The organism is Rahnella perminowiae, assembly GCF_019049695.1.
GTDB classification, from domain to species: Bacteria; Pseudomonadota; Gammaproteobacteria; order Enterobacterales; family Enterobacteriaceae; genus Rahnella; species Rahnella perminowiae.
This window is the reverse complement of sequence record NZ_JAFMOT010000185.1, coordinates 1-18,733: the sequence shown is the minus strand read 5'-3', so window position 1 is coordinate 18,733 and position 18,733 is coordinate 1. Positions and strand designations below refer to the sequence as shown.

Annotated in this window: 13 protein-coding genes and 1 tRNA gene; 6 read left to right on the top strand and 8 right to left on the bottom strand. The window is 51.3% G+C overall.

All coding sequences use genetic code 11. The features are described 5' to 3' along the window. Positions 1-199 precede the first annotated feature (199 nt). Both J1781_RS19355 and J1781_RS19350 read left to right on the top strand, forming a co-directional pair. The gene (locus tag J1781_RS19355) at positions 200-1,630 is read left to right on the top strand and encodes a glycoside-pentoside-hexuronide (GPH):cation symporter (RefSeq protein ID WP_217234029.1); all 1,431 of its coding nucleotides are present in this window, start codon (positions 200-202) and stop codon (positions 1,628-1,630) included. A gap of 14 nt (positions 1,631-1,644) precedes the next feature. Then, entirely contained in the window at positions 1,645-3,204 is a 1,560-nt protein-coding gene (locus J1781_RS19350; protein ID WP_238483165.1) for a glycoside hydrolase family 43 protein, read from the top strand. A 40-nt stretch (positions 3,205-3,244) separates the two neighbouring features. Here the strand turns inward: J1781_RS19350 and J1781_RS19345 are convergent, their stop codons facing one another. From J1781_RS19345 to J1781_RS19330, 4 genes are all read right to left on the bottom strand, one after another. Next, complete coding sequence (locus tag J1781_RS19345; RefSeq protein WP_217234028.1) at positions 3,245-4,678, bottom strand: 6-phospho-beta-glucosidase; 1,434 nt, start codon at positions 4,676-4,678, stop codon at positions 3,245-3,247. 63 nt (positions 4,679-4,741) lie between these two features. Further along, entirely contained in the window at positions 4,742-6,274 is a 1,533-nt protein-coding gene (locus J1781_RS19340) for a PTS transporter subunit EIIC (protein ID WP_217234027.1), read from the bottom strand. 147 nt (positions 6,275-6,421) lie between these two features. Beyond that, entirely contained in the window at positions 6,422-7,162 is a 741-nt protein-coding gene (locus J1781_RS19335) for a MurR/RpiR family transcriptional regulator (RefSeq protein WP_129954658.1), read from the bottom strand. A 44-nt stretch (positions 7,163-7,206) separates the two neighbouring features. After that, a complete protein-coding gene (locus J1781_RS19330; RefSeq protein WP_129954657.1) occupies positions 7,207-7,710 on the bottom strand; it encodes a GNAT family N-acetyltransferase in 504 nt (167 codons plus the stop codon). Positions 7,711-8,386: 676 nt separating this feature from the next. On the opposite strand from J1781_RS19330, the gene J1781_RS19325 reads away from it, so the two are divergent. Next, a complete protein-coding gene (locus J1781_RS19325) occupies positions 8,387-9,418 on the top strand; it encodes a LysR family transcriptional regulator (protein ID WP_235173385.1) in 1,032 nt (343 codons plus the stop codon). Positions 9,419-9,502: 84 nt separating this feature from the next. On the opposite strand, the gene J1781_RS19320 is transcribed toward J1781_RS19325, so the two are convergent. The 3 genes from J1781_RS19320 to pepA all read right to left on the bottom strand — a co-directional run bounded on the left by J1781_RS19320 (position 9,503) and on the right by pepA (position 14,464). Then, positions 9,503-12,358: a valine--tRNA ligase gene (locus tag J1781_RS19320; RefSeq protein ID WP_129954655.1), complete on the bottom strand. Its 2,856-nt coding sequence runs from the start codon at positions 12,356-12,358 to the stop codon at positions 9,503-9,505. Then, on the bottom strand, positions 12,351-12,836 hold the full coding sequence (locus tag J1781_RS19315; RefSeq protein ID WP_129954654.1) for a DNA polymerase III subunit chi: 486 nt from the start codon (positions 12,834-12,836) through the stop codon (positions 12,351-12,353). Before J1781_RS19315 ends, J1781_RS19320 begins: the two co-directional genes overlap by 8 nt. Positions 12,837-12,952: 116 nt before the next feature. Beyond that, a complete protein-coding gene (pepA, locus tag J1781_RS19310) occupies positions 12,953-14,464 on the bottom strand; it encodes a leucyl aminopeptidase (RefSeq protein ID WP_129954653.1) in 1,512 nt (503 codons plus the stop codon). Positions 14,465-14,742: 278 nt separating this feature from the next. Between pepA and lptF the strand changes: the two genes are divergently transcribed. After that, on the top strand, positions 14,743-15,837 hold the full coding sequence (gene lptF, locus J1781_RS19305) for an LPS export ABC transporter permease LptF (protein ID WP_129954652.1): 1,095 nt from the start codon (positions 14,743-14,745) through the stop codon (positions 15,835-15,837). After that, entirely contained in the window at positions 15,837-16,907 is a 1,071-nt protein-coding gene (gene lptG / locus J1781_RS19300; protein WP_129954651.1) for an LPS export ABC transporter permease LptG, read from the top strand. The genes lptF and lptG overlap by 1 nt, the downstream gene beginning before the upstream one ends. Before the next feature lie 88 nt (positions 16,908-16,995). Here the strand turns inward: lptG and ampH are convergent, their stop codons facing one another. After that, on the bottom strand, positions 16,996-18,135 hold the full coding sequence (ampH, locus tag J1781_RS19295) for a D-alanyl-D-alanine-carboxypeptidase/endopeptidase AmpH (RefSeq protein ID WP_129992005.1): 1,140 nt from the start codon (positions 18,133-18,135) through the stop codon (positions 16,996-16,998). A gap of 219 nt (positions 18,136-18,354) precedes the next feature. Here ampH and J1781_RS19290 point away from each other — a divergent pair. Continuing rightward, a tRNA-Leu gene (locus tag J1781_RS19290) sits at positions 18,355-18,439 on the top strand. Positions 18,440-18,733: the final 294 nt, after the last annotated feature.

Genomic DNA, 18,733 nt, shown 5'->3' with positions numbered 1-18,733 from the left:
TTTTCTGAATTTGAAACAAAAGGCTGCTGAATTAAGCAGCTTTTTTTATTTCTGCATAACCCCCCTTCTCTTTGTGAGACGCCTCTCGTTTGGTAAATTTCATAAACCATAAGCAAAATATGGTTAAATTCAACACAGCTGCCAAAAGTTAACATACCAATTCTGAAAGATATTCTACCTCATGGTTTGGAGTCAGATTATGGCAGCCGTAAAGAAATTGTCTGTTATAGAAAAACTCGGTTTTGGTATGGGTGACGCCGCTTGCGGGATCGTTTATTCCTCGGTCACGATGTTTCTGACCTACTTTTATACTGATATCTACGGGCTCTCCGCCGCCGCTGTCGGGGTGATGTTTCTGGTTACGCGCATTCTGGATGCCGTGAGTGATCCGCTTACCGGCATTATCGCTGACCGTGTAAAAACCCGCTGGGGGCATTTTCGCCCGTGGCTGATATGGTTTGCCATTCCTTATGCAGTGCTGGCCGTAATGACCTTCACAACGCCTGATTTCGGTCATTCAGGCAAACTGCTTTACGCCTACATCACTTACTCATTGCTGATGCTGTGTTACACCTTTATCAATATTCCTTACTGCGCCCTGGGAGGCGTAATTACGACGGATGATAAAGACCGGCTCTCTGCACAATCTTATCGTTTTACCATCTCCTCTCTGGCCGGTTTACTGGTTTCTGTCGGCACCCTGTGGCTGGTGGATTATTTCGGTAAAGAAAATCTGCAGGCAGGATATCAGGCGACGATGGCGATAATGGGCGCAATTGCTATTTGTATGCTGGTGTTTTGTTTTTGTTTCACTAAAGAACGGATCACGGCGGAGGATACCCGTGAGGTGTCGGTTCTCAGTGATTTGAAAAAGCTGCTGTCCAATGATCAGTGGCGTATTGTCGCCATCATTACCTTTTTCTCCAGTATGGCCGGGGTGATGCGCAGTTCCGCAACGTTGTATTACGCGACGTATCTGATGCTGGATAAGGGACAGAGTCTGATCAGTGGCACGGCGATGAAAAGTACGTTTATCACGACCAGCGTGGTCGGCACGATATTTGGGGCAATAGCAGCGGGATATTTTGCCCGGCGTTTTAGTACACTGACGATGTTTAAAAATATCAATTTGCTGTTGGTTCTGGCGGGCGTCGTGATGTTTTTTGTACCGCCGAAACTCCTGCCAGTAATTTTTCCGCTTTATTTCATTATCGGTTTTTTACACCAGATGTATCAGCCGTTTAAATGGAACATGATGGCCAATGCGGCGGATTATGGAGAATGGAAAACAGGACGTCGTATTACGGGCCTTTCTTTCTCCGGCAATCTGTTCGCGTTAAAACTGGGAATGGCCTTTGCGGGCGCTTTCGTCGGGTTCTCACTTGGCTGGTTTGGTTATCATGCGGGAGCAGAAACACAAACCGCTCTGGCGACCACGGGTATTATTGGTCTCCTGACCGTGGGGCCGTCGGTGTCCTATCTCATTCTTTATTTCCTTGCCCGTTTCTACAAACTCGACGATGCCACCATGAACAAAATCCAGAATGATCTGGCAAAACGCAGCACTGAGATCGCCGACAGGCAGGAAAATAAACCTGACCTGATCCCGGCGGGTCTGGTGGCGAAATAATGGAGATAACCTCAATGGATGATGTATTAAATTCAGGCTGGCAACCCGATTTGGGTGACGGGCATTATCAGAACCCTGTCTTGTATGCGGATTATTCAGACCCGGATATTGTCTGTGTGGGCGACAATATTTACATGGTGGCTTCAAGTTTTAACCATATTCCGGGCCTGCCTGTTCTTCACTCAACAGATCTGGTGAACTGGAAAATTATTAACCATGTTGTGCAGCGGATTAACTATCCCGCCTACGACAATATGCAGCCCGGCAAAGGGATCTGGGCACCGAGTATTCGTTATCATAACGGGCTGTTCTGGGTGTTTTACAGCATGCCTGATGAAGGCATTTTTATGTCTTACACCGCAGACCCTGCCAAAGACTGGAGCGAGCCGCATTGTATTAAAGCGGTGAAGGGCTGGATCGATCCTTGTCCGTTCTGGGATGACGACGGGCGCGCATGGCTGGTTCATGCGTTTGCTTACAGCCGTTCCGGGATTAAACATCAGCTACAGCTTTGTGAAATGGCGCCCGATGCGACATCTCTTCTTGATGAGGGAAGCATCATTTTTGATGGCGCGGTTTCCCATCCGACCATTGAAGGGCCAAAAATGTATTGGCGTAATGGCTGGTATTACATCTTCGCTCCTGCCGGGGGCGTCGAAAGTGGCTGGCAGACTGTATTACGTTCGCGACAGATTAACGGCCCGTTTGAGGCCCGGGATGTGTTGCATCAGGGCACCTCGAAAGTGAATGGCCCGCATCAGGGCGGATGGGTCGAGCTGAAAAACGGGGAATGCTGGTTTATGCATTTTCAGGATGCTGCACATAATGGCCGGATAGTGCACTTACAGCCCATGCGCTGGAAGCATGATGACTGGCCGGAAATCGGTGAGAAGGTTGATGACGCAGGGCCCGGGCAACCCGTGTCGGTTTACCCAAAACCCATGACGGGCAAAGAGGGTAAATCCTGCAAACCGCAAACAACTGACCGCTTTGCTGACGGCCGTTTTGGCCTGCAATGGCAGTGGCAGGCGAATCCGCAACGTGACTGGATTATTCCGTCACCGGAGGGGCTGAAACTGGTCTGCCGGCCTTTTGGTGCGCGGTCTTTGTACGACACACCCCAACTCCTTTTGCAGAAATTATCCGCACCTCAATTTACGGTAACTACGCGTCTGACTCCGCATTTTAACCACGACGGGGAACAGAGCGGCTTGATTGTCTATGGCGAGAGATATGGAGCGGTTTCGGTGTGCCGGCAGGAAGGCGGATGGGCGCTGGTGTTTGATTTCGGCTGGATGAGCGATAAAGGTGTTCTGAGCCAGAAAAGAACCGTGCTGTCGACGCTCATCCGCAACGAAGCGGTGTTCATCAGAGCGGAGATATTGCAACGTGGTGTCTGTCATTTCTCTTTCAGACAGATCGAAACCGAAGAGTGGAAAACCGTTGAGCCACAACTAGCAATTTCAGCGGGGAAATGGGTAGGGGCAAAAATCGGCATTTACTCTGCCGCGTCCGGACTGGACTCAGATGCAGGATACAGCGAGTTCTCGTATTTCGAGGTAAAACGTTACTAGTCATAAAAGCCAGCTCCGTCAGGAGCTGGCTGTCTACGATTTAAAGCACCTCTCCGTTACTCTCAATCACTTTCTGATACCAGCCGAAGCTCTCTTTTTTAGAGCGCGTCATGGTGCCGGTGCCGTCATCGTTCTTATCGACGTGAATAAAGCCGTAACGTTTGCTGTACTGGCCCGTGGTAAATGACACGCAGTCGATGCAGCCCCACGGCGTGTAGCCCATCAGATCCACACCATCTTCCAGTACGGCTTTTTTCATCTGCTCAATATGGGCTTTCAGGTAGGCGATGCGGTAATCATCATGAATGATGCCGTCCTCCCCCGCTTTGTCGATAGCGCCAAAGCCATTTTCGACAATAAACAGCGGCTTCTGATAACGTTCGTACAAGATATTCAGTGTGTAGCGCAGACCCACCGGATCAATCTGCCAGCCCCAGTCAGAAGCTTTCACGTGCGGATTCGGTACGCTGCCCGCAAAACCGGACAAGCCGTTATCATCACTGGGATTGTGTGCCGATATGGCGTTACTCATGTAATAGCTCAGGCCGATATAATCTGCGCAGCCGTCGCGCAGCGCCTGTAAATCGCCGTCTTCCATGTTGATGTTAAAGCCGCGTCGTTCCCATTCTTTCAGCGTATAGGCCGGGTAATAACCGCGCATATGAACGTCGCTGAACAGGAAGCGTTCGTGCATCGCTTCGACGGCATACATCACATCGTCCGGGTGGCAGGAAAACGGATACAACGGCACCATGGCGATCATGCAACCAATCTGGAAATCCGGATTGATGTCATGGCCGAGTTTGACCACTTTGGCGCTGGCCACAAACTGATGATGCAGCACCTGATACATCGTTTCTTCCGGATTTTCCTGTTCGGTGAATACCACACCGGAGCAGCAATAACCGAACAGCGGATATTTCCAGTTACGCTGGTTATTGATCTCGTTGAAGGTCATCCAGTATTTCACTTTGCCTTTGTAGCGTTCCATCACCACCTGGCTGAAGCGTACAAAGAAATCCACCACCTGACGGTTTTTCCATCCGCCGTATTCTTTCACCAGATGCCACGGCATTTCGAAGTGGGAAAGGGTGATGACCGGCTCGATATTGTATTTGAGCAACTCATCGAACATATCATCATAGAATTGCAGTCCGGCTTCGTTTGGCTGTAATTCGTCACCGTTCGGAAATATACGCGTCCAGGCAATCGAAGTGCGGAAGCATTTGAAACCCATTTCAGCGAATAAAGCGATGTCTTCTTTGTAATGCGAGTAGAAATCGACGGCTTCATGGTTTGGATAGCTGTAACCTTCAAGCACGCCGTCGGTCATCACGCGGTCAACGCCGTGTGCGCCGCCGGAAAGCACATCGCAGATACTGATGCCTTTACCGCCTTTGTTCCAGCCGCCTTCAACCTGATGCGCCGCAACCGCGCCGCCCCATAAGAAATCCTTTTGTAACTGATGGCTCATTTGATTCTCCTCGATACCTGGTGAGGGCAGAATGCTTCTGCCCTGTAGAACGTAATCTGTGACTTAATTCATTTCAGCCTGGGTGGCGCGTGGTGTTTCTGCCTGCGGTTTTTGGGTTGCGACGACATCCGGCTCATCTTTGAAGCCGACCAGCCAGGTGAACAGCGCGCCGAGGACAAACGCGACAGTAATCGACAACAGGAAACCGAGGAACTGCGGCATATGGCCTTCTTTGAAGAACACCGGCAGTACGGCGATACCCGGCAGGCAATAGCTCCACGACACCGCATTAAAGGAACCGGCAATCGCGCCGCCGATACCACCTGCTACGCAACTGCACAGGAACGGTTTTTTCAGGCGCAGCGCCACACCGTAAATTGCCGGTTCCGTGATACCGAACAGACCGGTGACGCCAGCAGACAGTGAGATACCTTTCATTTCGCGACTGCGGGTTTTCAGGTATACGCCAAACATGCTGCCGGTCATGGCGAAGACGGCAGACGCCTGCAGACCGGTAAAGGTGTCATAACCCAGCGTGGCGTAGTTGCCGACGGTGACGGGTGTAATGCCCCAGTGAACCCCCAGGGTGACCAGTGGCTGCCAGAAAGCTCCCACCACAAAACCGGCAATCGTCGGGCTGAGGTGATAGAGCGTGTTGTAAACGCCGCCAATAGCACCGCCAATCAGATTACCCACCGGCCCGAACACCAGCAGCGTCATGGGCACCATAATCGCGATACAGAACATTGGCGTGAACAGGTTACGGATCACCACCGGCAGGAATTTATTAAAGAAATGCTCGATATAAGACATCGCCCAGACCATCAGAATGATCGGGATAACGGACGCGGTATAGCTCAGGTATTTCACCGGAATCCCCAGGAAATCCAGAGTGGGTGCCGAAACCGGAATGCCGACAACATTCTGTAAAATGTTGGCGATATCAGGATTACTGACTGCTTCGCGCATCAGTTGTTGCATGGCCGGGTCAGCGGAGTTGACCGACGTGATTTTGAACGCCGTCAGCATATTCATGTAATCGGGGCTGATCAGTGCACAGGCGGTAATGACGGCGGTGAAAGGGTTGACGTTGAATTTTTTCGCGGCGGTGAATGCAATCATCACCGGCAGGAAGGTAAAGGCCGTCCAGGAGACAAAATTCAGGATACGGTAAGTGCCGCTGCTGGCGTCCATAATCCCGACGGCGGCCAGGAAGGAGATAATCCCCTGTAAGATACCGCAGGCGGCAAGCTGATAAAGGAAAGGCGTAAAGATGCTGGAAATAACGTCCATGACACGGCTGACAATACCGACATTTGGCGCTGAAACCGGCGCGTTTTCATCAATCCGGATCAGTTTCAGCACCTGTTTGTAAGCATCGCTCACGTGGTTGCCGATCACCACCTGCATTTGTCCGCCGGCTTCGATAACGGTGATAACGCCTTTCACACGTTTTAATTCTTCTTTATCGACCGCTTTATTATCTTTCAGAACAAAGCGTAAACGTGTGGCGCAATGTGTGATACTAATCACATTATTATCGCCGCCAATATATTTAACGATCTCCTGAGCTGTCTGAGCGTAATCAATAGCCATTATTTATTATTCTCCTGCGGGTATACAGAGGTGAGCTTTTTTGTTTTTTTACTCGTTGGCAGGAGTGTAGCAAAAGAAAGTATATTGTCACGATATAACAAAAATCGAATCGGGTGATTTGTTACTTCTTTAAAACACCCTGTTTTTTCATTGCGCTGAGTCACGTTTTATTAAAGGTAATTTCTTTCCGATAGTCTCGATAATATAAAGTACCGGGATCTGCGTGGTAATATTATATTGCCCTTCGAGGACTATTTGTGGCATGTGGTAAGAGATGTTGAGGTCTGCCATCCGCGCCAGTGTTGAATTCTCGCTGTTAGTCAGGCTGATGATCTGGCAATTATGCTGGCTGAACTGCGTAGCGAAACGCAGCACTTCTTCCGTTTCACCCGAGACAGAAAGAATAATGGCGATGGCATCTTTATACATATCGCTGTTGATCGGGAAATAAGGGTCGTCAATAAAGGTACTGAATTTTCCGACATTAGAGAAAAAGCGTGCGCTATACTTGCCTAATGAACCTGATGTTCCCACGCCCACAAATATAATACGTTGCGCATTGGCAATCTGGCGGGCTGCGTTTTCTAATAATTCATCAAACTCACTGTTATTAATGCTTTTGAAATAACTGATGATCTCACTGATACCAAATGATACCGGTGGCTTTTCTTCATGTTCTAAAAACAGCTTAAAGCGGATGCGGAATTCAGAATACCCCTCGCAGTCCATTTTCTTGCAGAAACGCAAAACGGTCGTGGTCGAGACGCCTGCGGCATCTGCCAGTTCACGAATGGTCATGTACATCGCCTTATCGCCGTTTTTGACGATGTAGTTGTAGACCGTCAGCTCCAGTTCATTTAACGCGGAAATGGCTTTATGTGTGAACATTCAGATGCCTGTTTGCAAAGAGCGGATAAAGGATGAACACGGTGTCAGAGATATTTTAACATCGTCACTTCACAATCAACATGGCCGGTATTGCCAAGTGCGCAATCAATGTGGTGAAAACCCAGACGCTCATACAGTGCAATGGCCTGGGTCAGACTGGCGGTGGTTTCCAGATAGCAGCGGGCAAAACCCTGCTGGCGCGCATGTTCAATAGCCTGTAAGGCCAGTCGTTTTGCCAGCCCCTGACCGCGCAGTGCCGGCATAAAATACATCTTCTGCAATTCACATAGATCACTCTCTGCACCGGATAATGGCGCGACGCCGCCGCCGCCCGCAACCACCCCGTCAAGTTCTACGACCCAGTAGGCGCAGCGCGGCTGACTGTAGGTTTCAAACAAATGATCCAGATTCGGATCCGCGACGGTATAGCCTTTATCGGCGGTCAGGCCAAATTCGGCAGAAACGTGGCGGATCACGTTGGCGATGGCTGCATTATCTTCATGGCGTATCGGTCGCACCCGCACGCTGACAGGAAGGGAGGTCGTCATGTTACTCACTCAGTTTCAATAACAGGTAATCAAACAGACCGTTTTAATACCACCTTAGGGCCTGCTGATGCAACGCCGCAGGCGTTTCCCGGTGGTTTTACTTATCTCAGATGAGCATTTTTCCCCTGTACTGAAGGCAACTATTCTTTGCCTCCAGTACAGGGACATGATCAAACCTTCCTCGTTACACCCGTTGCGATGCCCCTTTCTTCTTTTAAGAAAGGCATTCTGCCAGCCTTTCAGAAGGCCAGATAAAATATCAGTTAATAATCAATACCACGTTAACCTGCGCCAGGTTCAGATTCAGGTTCAGCGCAAAGGCGGAGAGTGTTTAAGAATCGCTATCACTTATCGCTGACGCGTATTATTCCTCGTTATCGGGTAAACAACTTTTCGAACGCTGAATGTACTATTTAGTAATCTTAAATGCTGGTGTATCTGTATGAATGATCGGAAATTTATATGAATTTTCTATTTTTCTAAAAAACGGACAGATTTTCATTCTAATTTGTTAAAGGTATAGTTCAGTAAAGTTTATTTCCTCATAGACAGAATGTGTAAAGCTGGCGTTTTATATCACTGTCTGCTTTTCTTTTAAATTGATTTTAATGAATAAAATCAGATCATTTGTATTAATAAAATACATCAAATTTACTTACAGGTAAGGAGACCAACAATGAGTAACTTGACTATGATTGAGGGTGAGAATACGAATTTTCGTAACACACCTGAGATCAGAGGGCTGGAAAGCATGAAAGAGAACATACTCACCGATCGTTTTAAAATGGTGAAAAATTTTGATCTCAATTTATTAACTACGTTTGAGGCTGTTTTCATTCATCGTAGCGGAACCAAAGCGGCGGATGCTCTTGGCATCACACCTTCCGCTGTCAGTCAGGCTCTTGGGCGTTTGCGGGTTCATTATAATGATGCGTTGTTCATCAGGGATGGTAAGGCGCTGGCACCCACAACCGTTGCAGTGGGTATACATGAAGGGCTGGCAGAGGCTTATGACAATCTGATTGCGAAATTGCAGAATATCTCATTTGATTCTGTACCAACCCGCCTTGTTGTTAACTGTTCACCTTACTTATCTATGTTTACCATGAATGTGATGCGCAAGGTGCTGGATGAAGTGGCGCCTGATTGTGAGATAATTCATCACGTTAGCAATAACTCCCTGACTGATATCGAAGAGTCGCTGATTTTCCGTAAAGCAGACATTGTTTTTGATATTCATCCGCACATTAGTCACTCCCGGGTAAGCCAGCATATTGCCGACGAAATGCCGGTCCTGATTTGCCGCGGTTCACATCCGCGCATCAAAGGAACGGTGACACGCGAACAGGCAATTGCTGAAGAGTATATTTTTGTGGATTCGGAAAGTGCCAGCGCTTTATCTAACCGGCTGAACGTGAATAAGATGCTGCAGCACGAAAGAAAAGTCAGATACATCAGCCCTTCATTACTCTCTATTATTTCAATGGTTGAGGTTTCTGACCTGCTGGCGTTTGTTGCCGAACGTTTCTATGAAAAAGTAAAAAATTCGTTCGATGTCCAGAAGCTGGAAATGGAGTTCGATTTACCTTCTCAGCCGATATATATGATTTATAACAAAGCGGCTCTTAATAACCAATTTTTTGCCACGCTGGTAAAAAAAATGACCGAGCTTTTTGTGGACGCGCATAACAACGATTCTCAGCCCTGAAGCAGATTAAATAAAAAAGGCCAGTCAGATTACGCTGACTGGCCTTCGTTTTTATTGTGTTTTAACGCTTACGGATAACCGGAATTACAGCGCGGCAATCGTGGCTTTCTGTTCTGCCAGTTTCACTTTTGCTTCGCCACAGGCCGTCAGACGTTCACGTTCTTTGGCGACGACGGCTTCCGGCGCACGCGCCACGAACCCTTCGTTAGACAACTTGCCTTCGATGGAGGCAATCTCGCCATCCAGTTTTGCCATCTCTTTGTCCAGACGCGCCAGTTCGGCATCTTTATCAATCAGACCGGCCATTGGGATCAGCAGTTCCGCACCTTCCACCAGTTTGGTGACAGAAACCGGGCCTTTGTCGCCAGCAGGCAGAATGGTGATGGATTCCAGACGTGCCAGCGATTTAATAAAGCTCAGGTTCTGTTCCACACGACGTTGTGCATCTGCACTTGCGCCGCGCAGCAGCAGTTCCAGCGGTTTAGCCGGGGACAGGTTCATTTCAGCACGCACGTTACGGATAGCGATGATCGCCTGCTTAATCCACTCCAGATCAGCCAGCGCCAGTTCGTCTGCTTTTGCTGCGTCAAACTCAGGGAAAGGCTGCAGCATAATAGTTTCTGCCGTGATGCCTTTCAGCGATTTCACGCGCTGCCAGATGGTTTCTGTGATGAACGGGATGATCGGATGCGCAAGACGCAGCAAACCTTCCAGTACTTCTACCAGTGTATGACGGGTGCCGCGTAGCTGGGCTTCGTTGCCCCCATTCATAACCGGCTTGGTCAGTTCCAGATACCAGTCACAGAACTGGTTCCAGGTGAATTCATACAGAATGCTGGCAGCCAGATCGAAGCGATAGTTATCCATCGCTTCACGGTAAGTTTTTACCGTGCGGTTATATTCCGCGAGGATCCAGCGGTCAGCCAGTGACAGCTCAAGTTCGCCGCCGTTCAGGCCGCAATCCTGATCTTCGGTGTTCATCAGTACAAAGCGGCTGGCATTCCACAGCTTATTACAGAAGTTACGGTAGCCTTCAAGACGCTTCATGTCCCAGTTGATGTCACGACCGGTAGATGCCAGTGCCGCCAGCGTGAAGCGCAGGGCATCAGTACCGTGCGGTTCGATACCGTTCGGGAATTGCTTCTCGGTGCGCTTGCGGATTTTCTCTGCCAGCTGCGGCTGCATCATGTTGCCGGTACGTTTTTCCAGCAGATCTTCCAGCGAGATACCGTCGATCATATCCAGCGGATCGATAACGTTACCTTTGGACTTGGACATTTTCTGCCCTTCATCGTCGCGGATAAGCCCCGTCATATAAACGGTGTGGAACGGAACCTGCGGCTTGCCGTTCTCGTCTTTCACAAAGTGCATGGTCATCATGATCATGCGCGCGATCCAGAAGAAGATGATGTCGAAGCCGCTGACGACCACGCTTGAGGGGTGGAAGGCTTTGAGGTCAGGTGTCTGTTCTGGCCAGCCCAGCGTGGAGAAAGTCCACAGACCGGAAGAGAACCAGGTATCGAGCACGTCTTCGTCCTGAGTCAGTACAACGTCTGCGCCCAGGTTATTTTCGCTGCGTACTTCCGCTTCGTCGCGGCCAACAAATACGTTGCCTTCGGCGTCATACCACGCCGGGATACGGTGTCCCCACCACAGCTGACGGGAAATACACCAGTCCTGAATGTCACGCATCCAGCTGAAATACATATTCTCGTATTGCTTTGGCACGAACTGAATGTCGCCTTGCTCAACGGCCTCCACCGCCACTTTCGCCAGCGGCGCAGTCCGCACATACCACTGGTCAGTCAGCATGGGCTCGATAACGACGCCGCCACGGTCACCGTAAGGCACAGTCAGATCATGAGGTTTGATTTCTTCCAGCAGACCGGCTTCGTCGAAGGCAGCGACCACGGCTTTACGCGCAGCAAAACGCTCAAGCCCACGGAACTGTTCAGGGATCTCATTGCTGCAGGCATCCGTTTCTTCGCCGTTGGTATCGAAAATTTCAGCGGCCTGGCGGATATCGCCATCAAAAGTCAGAATGTTGATCATTGGCAGGCCGTGACGTTTACCGACTTCATAGTCGTTAAAGTCATGCGCCGGGGTGATCTTCACGCAGCCGGTGCCTTTTTGCATATCGGCGTGTTCATCGGCAACAATCGGGATACGACGACCTACCAGCGGCAAAATGATCTCTTTGCCGATCAGATCCCGGTAACGCGGATCTTCCGGGTTAACGGCCACGCCGGTATCACCGAGCACGGTTTCCGGGCGCGTCGTCGCGACTACCAGGTAATCTTTGCCTTCAGCGGTTTTCGCGCCGTCAGCCAGCGGATAACGCAGGTGCCACATGGAACCTTTTGATTCGCGGTTTTCCACTTCCAGATCGGAAATCGCGGTGCGCAGTTTCGGATCCCAGTTCACCAGACGTTTGCCACGATAAATCAGATCTTCTTTATACAGGCGAACAAACACTTCGCGCACGGCGTCAGACAGGCCTTCATCCATCGTGAAGCGCTCGCGCTCCCAGTCTACGGAATCGCCCAGACGGCGCATCTGGCGGGTAATGGTGCCGCCGGATTCTGCTTTCCAGTCCCAGATTTTGTTGATGAAGGCTTCGCGGCCATAGTCGTGACGGGTTTTGCCTTCTTCTGCGGCGATTTTACGCTCAACCACCATTTGCGTTGCGATACCCGCATGGTCAGTCCCCGCCTGCCACAAGGTGTTTTTCCCTTGCATGCGCTGATAGCGGATCATGGCGTCCATGATGGTTTGCTGGAAAGCATGACCCATGTGCAAGCTGCCGGTAACATTCGGCGGCGGGATCATGATGGCAAAGCTTTCTTTACTGGTGTCACCATGTGGCTTGAAATAGCCCTGTTGTTCCCAGTGCTCGTAAAGCGGCTGCTCGATGTCTTGCGGGTTATATGTCTTATCCATTTCGCTTCGTATTTTCGTCGGTCGATGTGGTGACTGAGGGCGTCGGGGCCGTCGTCAAAGAGAAACCCACGCTGCGATAGGCTTTGTAGCGTTCGCGCGCAAGTTGTTTAAGGGAATCTTCGTAAGGAACGAAGTCTACCACTTCATGGAAAGCAGTAGCAAAATCTGCAAACTCAGGCATCAGGCTGATGAGCAAGTCGCGCGGGGCATTACCGCGTTTTCCCGGCCAGCATAATTCAACCGGCGCGCCAAAACGCGGCCCTTCGCCAGCCAGGTTATGCGGGACAAAATGGCCCGGTTCGCGTTGCCAAAGCGCCTCATCCAGGCGTTCAGCCTGTTTTTGGTCTTCACAGGCCAGCAGAACACGTTTGCCCATCCGGTAACGTTCAGCGGCGACCACGCAGGCCAGGGCTTCGTGTGAGCTGAGCTCGCCACTGGCGTCCGGCGCATCGAGAAGAAAGAAGGTTGCCTGTTTCATGATGAGTTCACTGTGCTGCTGAGAAAAAAACAGGGGCGCAACTGGTGCGCCCGCCTGTGACAGGTCTGGCGAACCAGACCCTGATAGTGAAGATTATATCTTATTTAGCGCTGGAATCACTCATCGCCATCCAGGCCTGCACGGTTGAGCAGGAACTGTGACAGCAGTGCCACCGGACGACCGGTCGCACCTTTGTTCTTACCTGAACGCCATGCGGTACCGGCGATATCCAGGTGCGCCCAACTGTATTTACGGGTGAACCGTGACAGGAAACATCCGGCGGTGATAGCCCCGCCCGGACGGCCGCCGATGTTTGCCATATCCGCAAAATTAGAATCCAGCTGTTCCTGATATTCATCAGCCAGCGGCAGACGCCATGCACGGTCACCCGACTGTTCGGATGCACCGATCAGTTCATGAGCCAGCGGATTGTGATTCGACAGCAAACCGGTGATGTGATGGCCAAGGGCAATCACGCAGGCACCGGTCAGCGTGGCGACGTCAATCACCAGCTCAGGATCGAAACGCTCAACATAAGTCAGCGCATCGCACAGCACCAGACGGCCTTCGGCATCGGTATTCAGCACTTCGACAGTCTGGCCGGACATGGTGGTCAGAATATCGCCCGGACGGAATGCCTGACCGCCTGGCATGTTTTCACAGCCAGCCAGCACGCCAATGACGTTCAGCGGCAGATTCAGTTCAGCCACCACGCGCATCGCGCCATAAACCGCTGCGGCGCCACACATGTCGTACTTCATTTCGTCCATATCCGCGGCGGGCTTAATGGAAATACCGCCGGAATCGAAGGTCAGACCTTTACCGACAAGCACGATAGGCTTAGCGTCCGGATTAGGATTTCCTTTATATTCCATCACCGACATCAGTGATTCGTTTTTCGAACCCTGACCCACCGCCAGATACGCATTCATACCCAGCTCTTTCATCTGCTGCTCGCCGATAACGCGGGTCGTGATGTTGGTGCTGAACGCATCTGCCAGCTGACGGGCCTGTGACGCCAGGTAAGCGGCGTTACAGATGTTGGGTGGCATGTTGCCGAGATCTTTCGCGGCTTTAATACCGGCTGCCACCGCCAGACCGTGTTGAATGGCGCGCTCACCGCTGGTCAGTTCACGGCGGGTCGGCACGTTGAATACCATTTTACGCAGCGGACGGCGGGGTTCGGTTTTATTGCTTTTCAGTTGATCGAAGGTGTAAAGCGATTCTTTGGAGGTTTCGACCGCCTGACGCACTTTCCAGTAAGTATTACGCCCTTTAACGTGCAGCTCGGTGAGGAAGCAAACGGCTTCCATAGAACCGGTGTCGTTCAGAGTGTTAATGGTTTTCTGGATCACCTGCTTGTACTGGCGCTCATCCAGTTCGCGTTCTTTGCCGCAACCAATCAGCAAAATGCGTTCTGAAAGAATATTCGGTACATGATGCAGTAAGAGGGTCTGGCCCACTTTGCCTTCAAGTTCGCCACGGCGAAGCAGGGCGCTGATGTAGCCATCACTGATTTTATCGAGTTGTTCGGCAATCGGTGACAGACGGCGAGGTTCGAAAACGCCGACTACAATACAGGCACTGCGTTGTTTTTCCGGGCTACCGCTTTTTACGCTGAACTCCATGCACTCTCCTGAATCTTAAAGACAAGGGCGGGAGGTACGGCTAGAATGAGTCGCCGGAGACACTCTCCCGTCATTGTGTTAACGACCTGTGTTAACCTTAAACGGCGTTAGTTTTTATTTTGGCGGCTATAAGCAAGTTCCTATAGGACACCCCAATTCTCGGTGTTGTAATACTATTTTAGCTGCGAAGGTTGCCATATGATGAGAATAAATGACGGATTAGCGATGAAACTAGCGATTTTCCTTCAAAAAGACAAGTTTTCACAGGCGTATTAAGCGTGATCATCATTAGATATCTGGTTAGGGAAACCTTCAAGAGCCAATTTGCCATTCTGTTCATTTTGCTTCTCATCTTCTTCTGTCAGAAGCTGGTCAGAGTGCTCGGAGCAGCGGTCGATGGCGATATCCCAACAAATTTAGTTCTCTCACTTCTGGGCCTTGGCGTTCCGGAAATGGCGCAGCTTATTCTGCCGCTCAGTCTGTTCCTCGGCCTGCTGATGACGCTCGGTAAACTTTATACCGACAGTGAAATCACGGTCATGCATGCCTGTGGCCTGGGAAAACGCTCACTGGTCATCGCCGCACTCATTCTGGCGCTGTTTACCTCATTCTTTGCCGGTGTGAACGCGATCTGGCTCAGCCCGTGGTCGTCCAAACATCAGGACGAAGTGCTGGCGGAGGCGAAAGCCAACCCGAGCATGGCCGCAATGGTGGAAGGTCAGTTCCAGCAAGCCCAGAACGGCAATGCGGTTCTGTTCGTGGGCAGTGTTAAAGGGAAAGAGTTCCATAATGTCTTCCTGGCACAGCTGCGACCGAACGGCAACCAGCGGCCTTCCGTCGTGGTGGCTGATAAAGGCCATATGCTGCAGCGTGCGGACGGTTCCCAGCAGGTGATGCTGGATAAAGGCACCCGTTATGAAGGCACGGCGCTGCTGCGTGATTTCCGCGTGACAGACTTCACCGATTATCTGGCGGTCATCGGCCATCAGACAGTGCAGCTCGACCCTAATCAGTCTGATCAGATGACCATGACGCAACTCTGGCACTCTTCTGAGCCGGAAGCGCGGGCAGAGATGAACTGGCGTTTAACGCTGATCGTTTCAGTGTTTATCATGGCTTTGCTGGTGGTTCCGCTCAGTGTGGTGAACCCCCGTCAGGGGCGCGTACTCAGCATGCTGCCGGCTATCCTGCTGTATCTGATTTTCTTCCTGCTGCAAACCTCGCTGCGCTCCAACGGAGCCAAAGGTAAGCTGGATCCGATGCTCTGGATGTGGGGGACCAACCTGCTCTATCTGGCACTGGCGCTGGTGCTTAATGCATGGGATACCTTGCCGGTTCGCAAAATCCGTGCGCGTCTGAGAGGAGCTGCCTGATGTTTGGCGTATTAGACCGTTACATTGGTCGCACTATTTTCAACACCATCATGATGACGCTGTTCATGCTGGTGTCACTCTCCGGCATCATCAAGTTTGTCGATCAGCTGCGTAAAGTCGGGCAGGGCGGATATTCTGCCGCAGGGGCAGGTTTATATACTCTGCTGAGCGTACCGAAGGATATCGAAATCTTCTTCCCGATGGCGGCATTGCTGGGCGCATTGCTGGGCCTCGGCACGCTGGCAACACGCAGCGAGCTGGTGGTGATGCAGGCTTCCGGCTTCACCCGTATGCAGATTGCGGCCTCTGTGATGAAAACCGCTATCCCGCTGGTGCTGCTGACCATGGCGATTGGTGAATGGGTGGCGCCGCAGGGCGAACAGATGGCCCGTAACTACCGTGCACAGGCCATGTACGGCGGTTCACTGCTTTCTACCCAGAACGGATTGTGGGCAAAAGACGGTCACGATTTTATCTATATCGAACGCGTGGCCGGTGAAAAAGAGCTGACCGGCGTCAACATCTACCATTTCGATGAAGAGAATAAACTGCAGTCGGTCCGTTATGCGTCCTCCGCGACCTTTGATAATGGCGAGTGGAAACTCTCGCAGGTGGATGAGTCTGACCTGACGGATAAGCTGCAAATCACCGGTTCCCAGACACTGACCGGGGTATGGAAAACCAACCTGACGCCGGACAAACTGGGTGTTGTGGCACTCGACCCTGATGCGTTGTCGATCAGTGGCCTGCACAACTACGTGAAATACCTGAAGCAGAGCGGACAGGAAGCAAAACGTTACCAGCTGAATATGTGGAGTAAAATCTTCTCGCCACTGTCGGTTGCAGTGATGATGCTGATGGCGCTGTCATTCATCTTCGGGCCTTTGCGCAGCGTCCCGATGGGCGTACGTGTGGTGACCGGTATTTGCTTCGGTTTTCTGTTCTACGTGCTTGACCAGATCTTCGGTCCGTTAAGCCTGGTTTATAACATTCCGCCGATTCTGGGCGCCTTGCTGCCGAGCGGACTGTTCTTCGTCATCAGTATGTTCCTGCTGCTGAAAAAACGCTAAATCCGGCAGTGCACGGATACCGATAAACAAAAAGCAGGCCCTTTACCGGGGCCTGCTTTTTTTTACGTCTGTCTGCAGAGATGAGCAATCAGATCTCGTTATTGCGCACCAGATCAGCCACCAGATCGTTCACGCCATCACTCATATTTTTAAACTTGGTCAGTTCGCTGCGGGTCACCACCACGAACACGCCCACACCGCGCTGCGGCACCATCGCGACATAGGTGATAAAGCCACCGCCGCCGCCGGTTTTCTGAATGATGCGTGGCAGCAACGGCGTCGGCGCCATGGTTACCCAACCCATTCCCAGCGAGTCCGCCATTCCCGGCACATCCATCCCTTTGAGCGAGACCAGGTCCGTGCGCTTGTAATACATCTTCTGCGCCATGTCGGCGGTCGCGGTGCGCTGGCCGAGGAACTGACGCATCCAGCGGCCCATATCGGCAGGCGTGGAATAAAGACCACCACTGCCCGCTGCTGCTATCGTGTTAATACACGGGCTCGGACGCAGACCTTCCATCAGGCGTGAACACTGGCTGGCGTTTGGCGTCAGCGTGGTATCCACCATGCCCAGCGGCTGAGTGATTTGATCGCGCAGCAACTGGGTATAAGGCTGATTCGCGGCCTTCGATAACGCATCGGAAAGCAGGTCAAACGCCAGATTTGAATAAGAGGCACGCGCACCCGGCGGCACGGTGAGCTTGGCGACACTCAGCCAGCTCCAGCGATCACTTTTGGTCGGCCAGGTAAAGACTGCCCGGTTCGCCGCACCACCCGGCTGCTCACGCGGCAGGCCGCTGGTGTGGGTAGCGAGATTGAGCAATGTGATCGGATTTGTACCGCTGTAAGCAGGAACGCGGGCACCGGCCGGGGCATATTTACGCAGCGGATCATTAATACTGACTTTACCCTGCTGCGCCATTTTCACCAGCACTTCACTGGTAATCAGCTTGGTCAGCGAGGCGATACGCACCACGGAGTCTTCACGCGGGCGCAAATCGGAGCCGGGACGGGTTTCCCCGAAACTGCGGAAGACCTGCTGATTATTATCGACCACCACCAGCGCCATTCCCATCGCGCCGCTGCCGTAAAAGATGTGTTCTGCATGGTCATCCACGACCTGCGACGCCAGACGCGCATTCTGCTGCGCGTGGCTCCATAAAGGCGTACTGGCGAAGGCCAGCGCGAGGAGCGAAAGTGAGAGTTTTTTCAACAAGCTGGTATCCATCAACAGGGCAAGATCTATTCGTGATTTGTATACTAATGCGAAGTTTGAGAAACGGCATTGGAAAAACGTGGCCAGACAGAAGATTTTTGTCAGCAAATCCTCCCTGTGTTGCGGAGTATGTCTGTTTTTTCAACACTTAAACCGAACAAGGCGGGATAACTATTGCGTGCCCGGCTGGTCTGGGTATAATGCCCACGTTTTCCGCATACTACTTACAGTGCCGAAGTGGCGAAATCGGTAGACGCAGTTGATTCAAAATCAACCGCCGCAAGGTGTGCCGGTTCGAGTCCGGCCTTCGGCACCATTAGTATGTAAATTAAGTCACCTGCAGGTGGCTTTTTTTATGCCTAAAATCCAGTCTCTGCAAGGCTTTGCCCCGCTTTTCAGTCAACCGACGTCAATCTGAGTTACCCCACATCAACATGCTTGTGAGTATAGAACCGAGTATATATGCTGGTTCGATAATGCTTATGACCTGCCCCCAGGATTAGATACAACCGTCAGTTAGTAATGTCGGTTTGTTTACCTTCACATTTTCCATTTCGCCACCGTGCTGCAAACTCTGATGGCGTCAGATAATTCAGTGCCGAATGTGGAC

What these genes read in the sequence shown, in the direction of transcription:
- J1781_RS19355 (WP_217234029.1), top strand. Translation starts at nt 200, where the DNA reads ATGGCAGCCGTAAAGAAATTGTCTGTTATAGAAAAACTCGGTTTTGGT.
- J1781_RS19350 (WP_238483165.1), top strand. Translation starts at nt 1,645, where the DNA reads ATGGATGATGTATTAAATTCAGGCTGGCAACCCGATTTGGGTGACGGG.
- J1781_RS19345 (WP_217234028.1), bottom strand. Translation starts at nt 4,678, where the DNA reads ATGAGCCATCAGTTACAAAAGGATTTCTTATGGGGCGGCGCGGTTGCG.
- J1781_RS19340 (WP_217234027.1), bottom strand. Translation starts at nt 6,274, where the DNA reads ATGGCTATTGATTACGCTCAGACAGCTCAGGAGATCGTTAAATATATT.
- J1781_RS19335 (WP_129954658.1), bottom strand. Translation starts at nt 7,162, where the DNA reads ATGTTCACACATAAAGCCATTTCCGCGTTAAATGAACTGGAGCTGACG.
- J1781_RS19330 (WP_129954657.1), bottom strand. Translation starts at nt 7,710, where the DNA reads ATGACGACCTCCCTTCCTGTCAGCGTGCGGGTGCGACCGATACGCCAT.
- J1781_RS19325 (WP_235173385.1), top strand. Translation starts at nt 8,387, where the DNA reads ATGAGTAACTTGACTATGATTGAGGGTGAGAATACGAATTTTCGTAAC.
- J1781_RS19320 (WP_129954655.1), bottom strand. Translation starts at nt 12,358, where the DNA reads ATGGATAAGACATATAACCCGCAAGACATCGAGCAGCCGCTTTACGAG.
- J1781_RS19315 (WP_129954654.1), bottom strand. Translation starts at nt 12,836, where the DNA reads ATGAAACAGGCAACCTTCTTTCTTCTCGATGCGCCGGACGCCAGTGGC.
- pepA (WP_129954653.1), bottom strand. Translation starts at nt 14,464, where the DNA reads ATGGAGTTCAGCGTAAAAAGCGGTAGCCCGGAAAAACAACGCAGTGCC.
- lptG (WP_129954651.1), top strand. Translation starts at nt 15,837, where the DNA reads ATGTTTGGCGTATTAGACCGTTACATTGGTCGCACTATTTTCAACACC.
- ampH (WP_129992005.1), bottom strand. Translation starts at nt 18,135, where the DNA reads ATGGATACCAGCTTGTTGAAAAAACTCTCACTTTCGCTCCTCGCGCTG.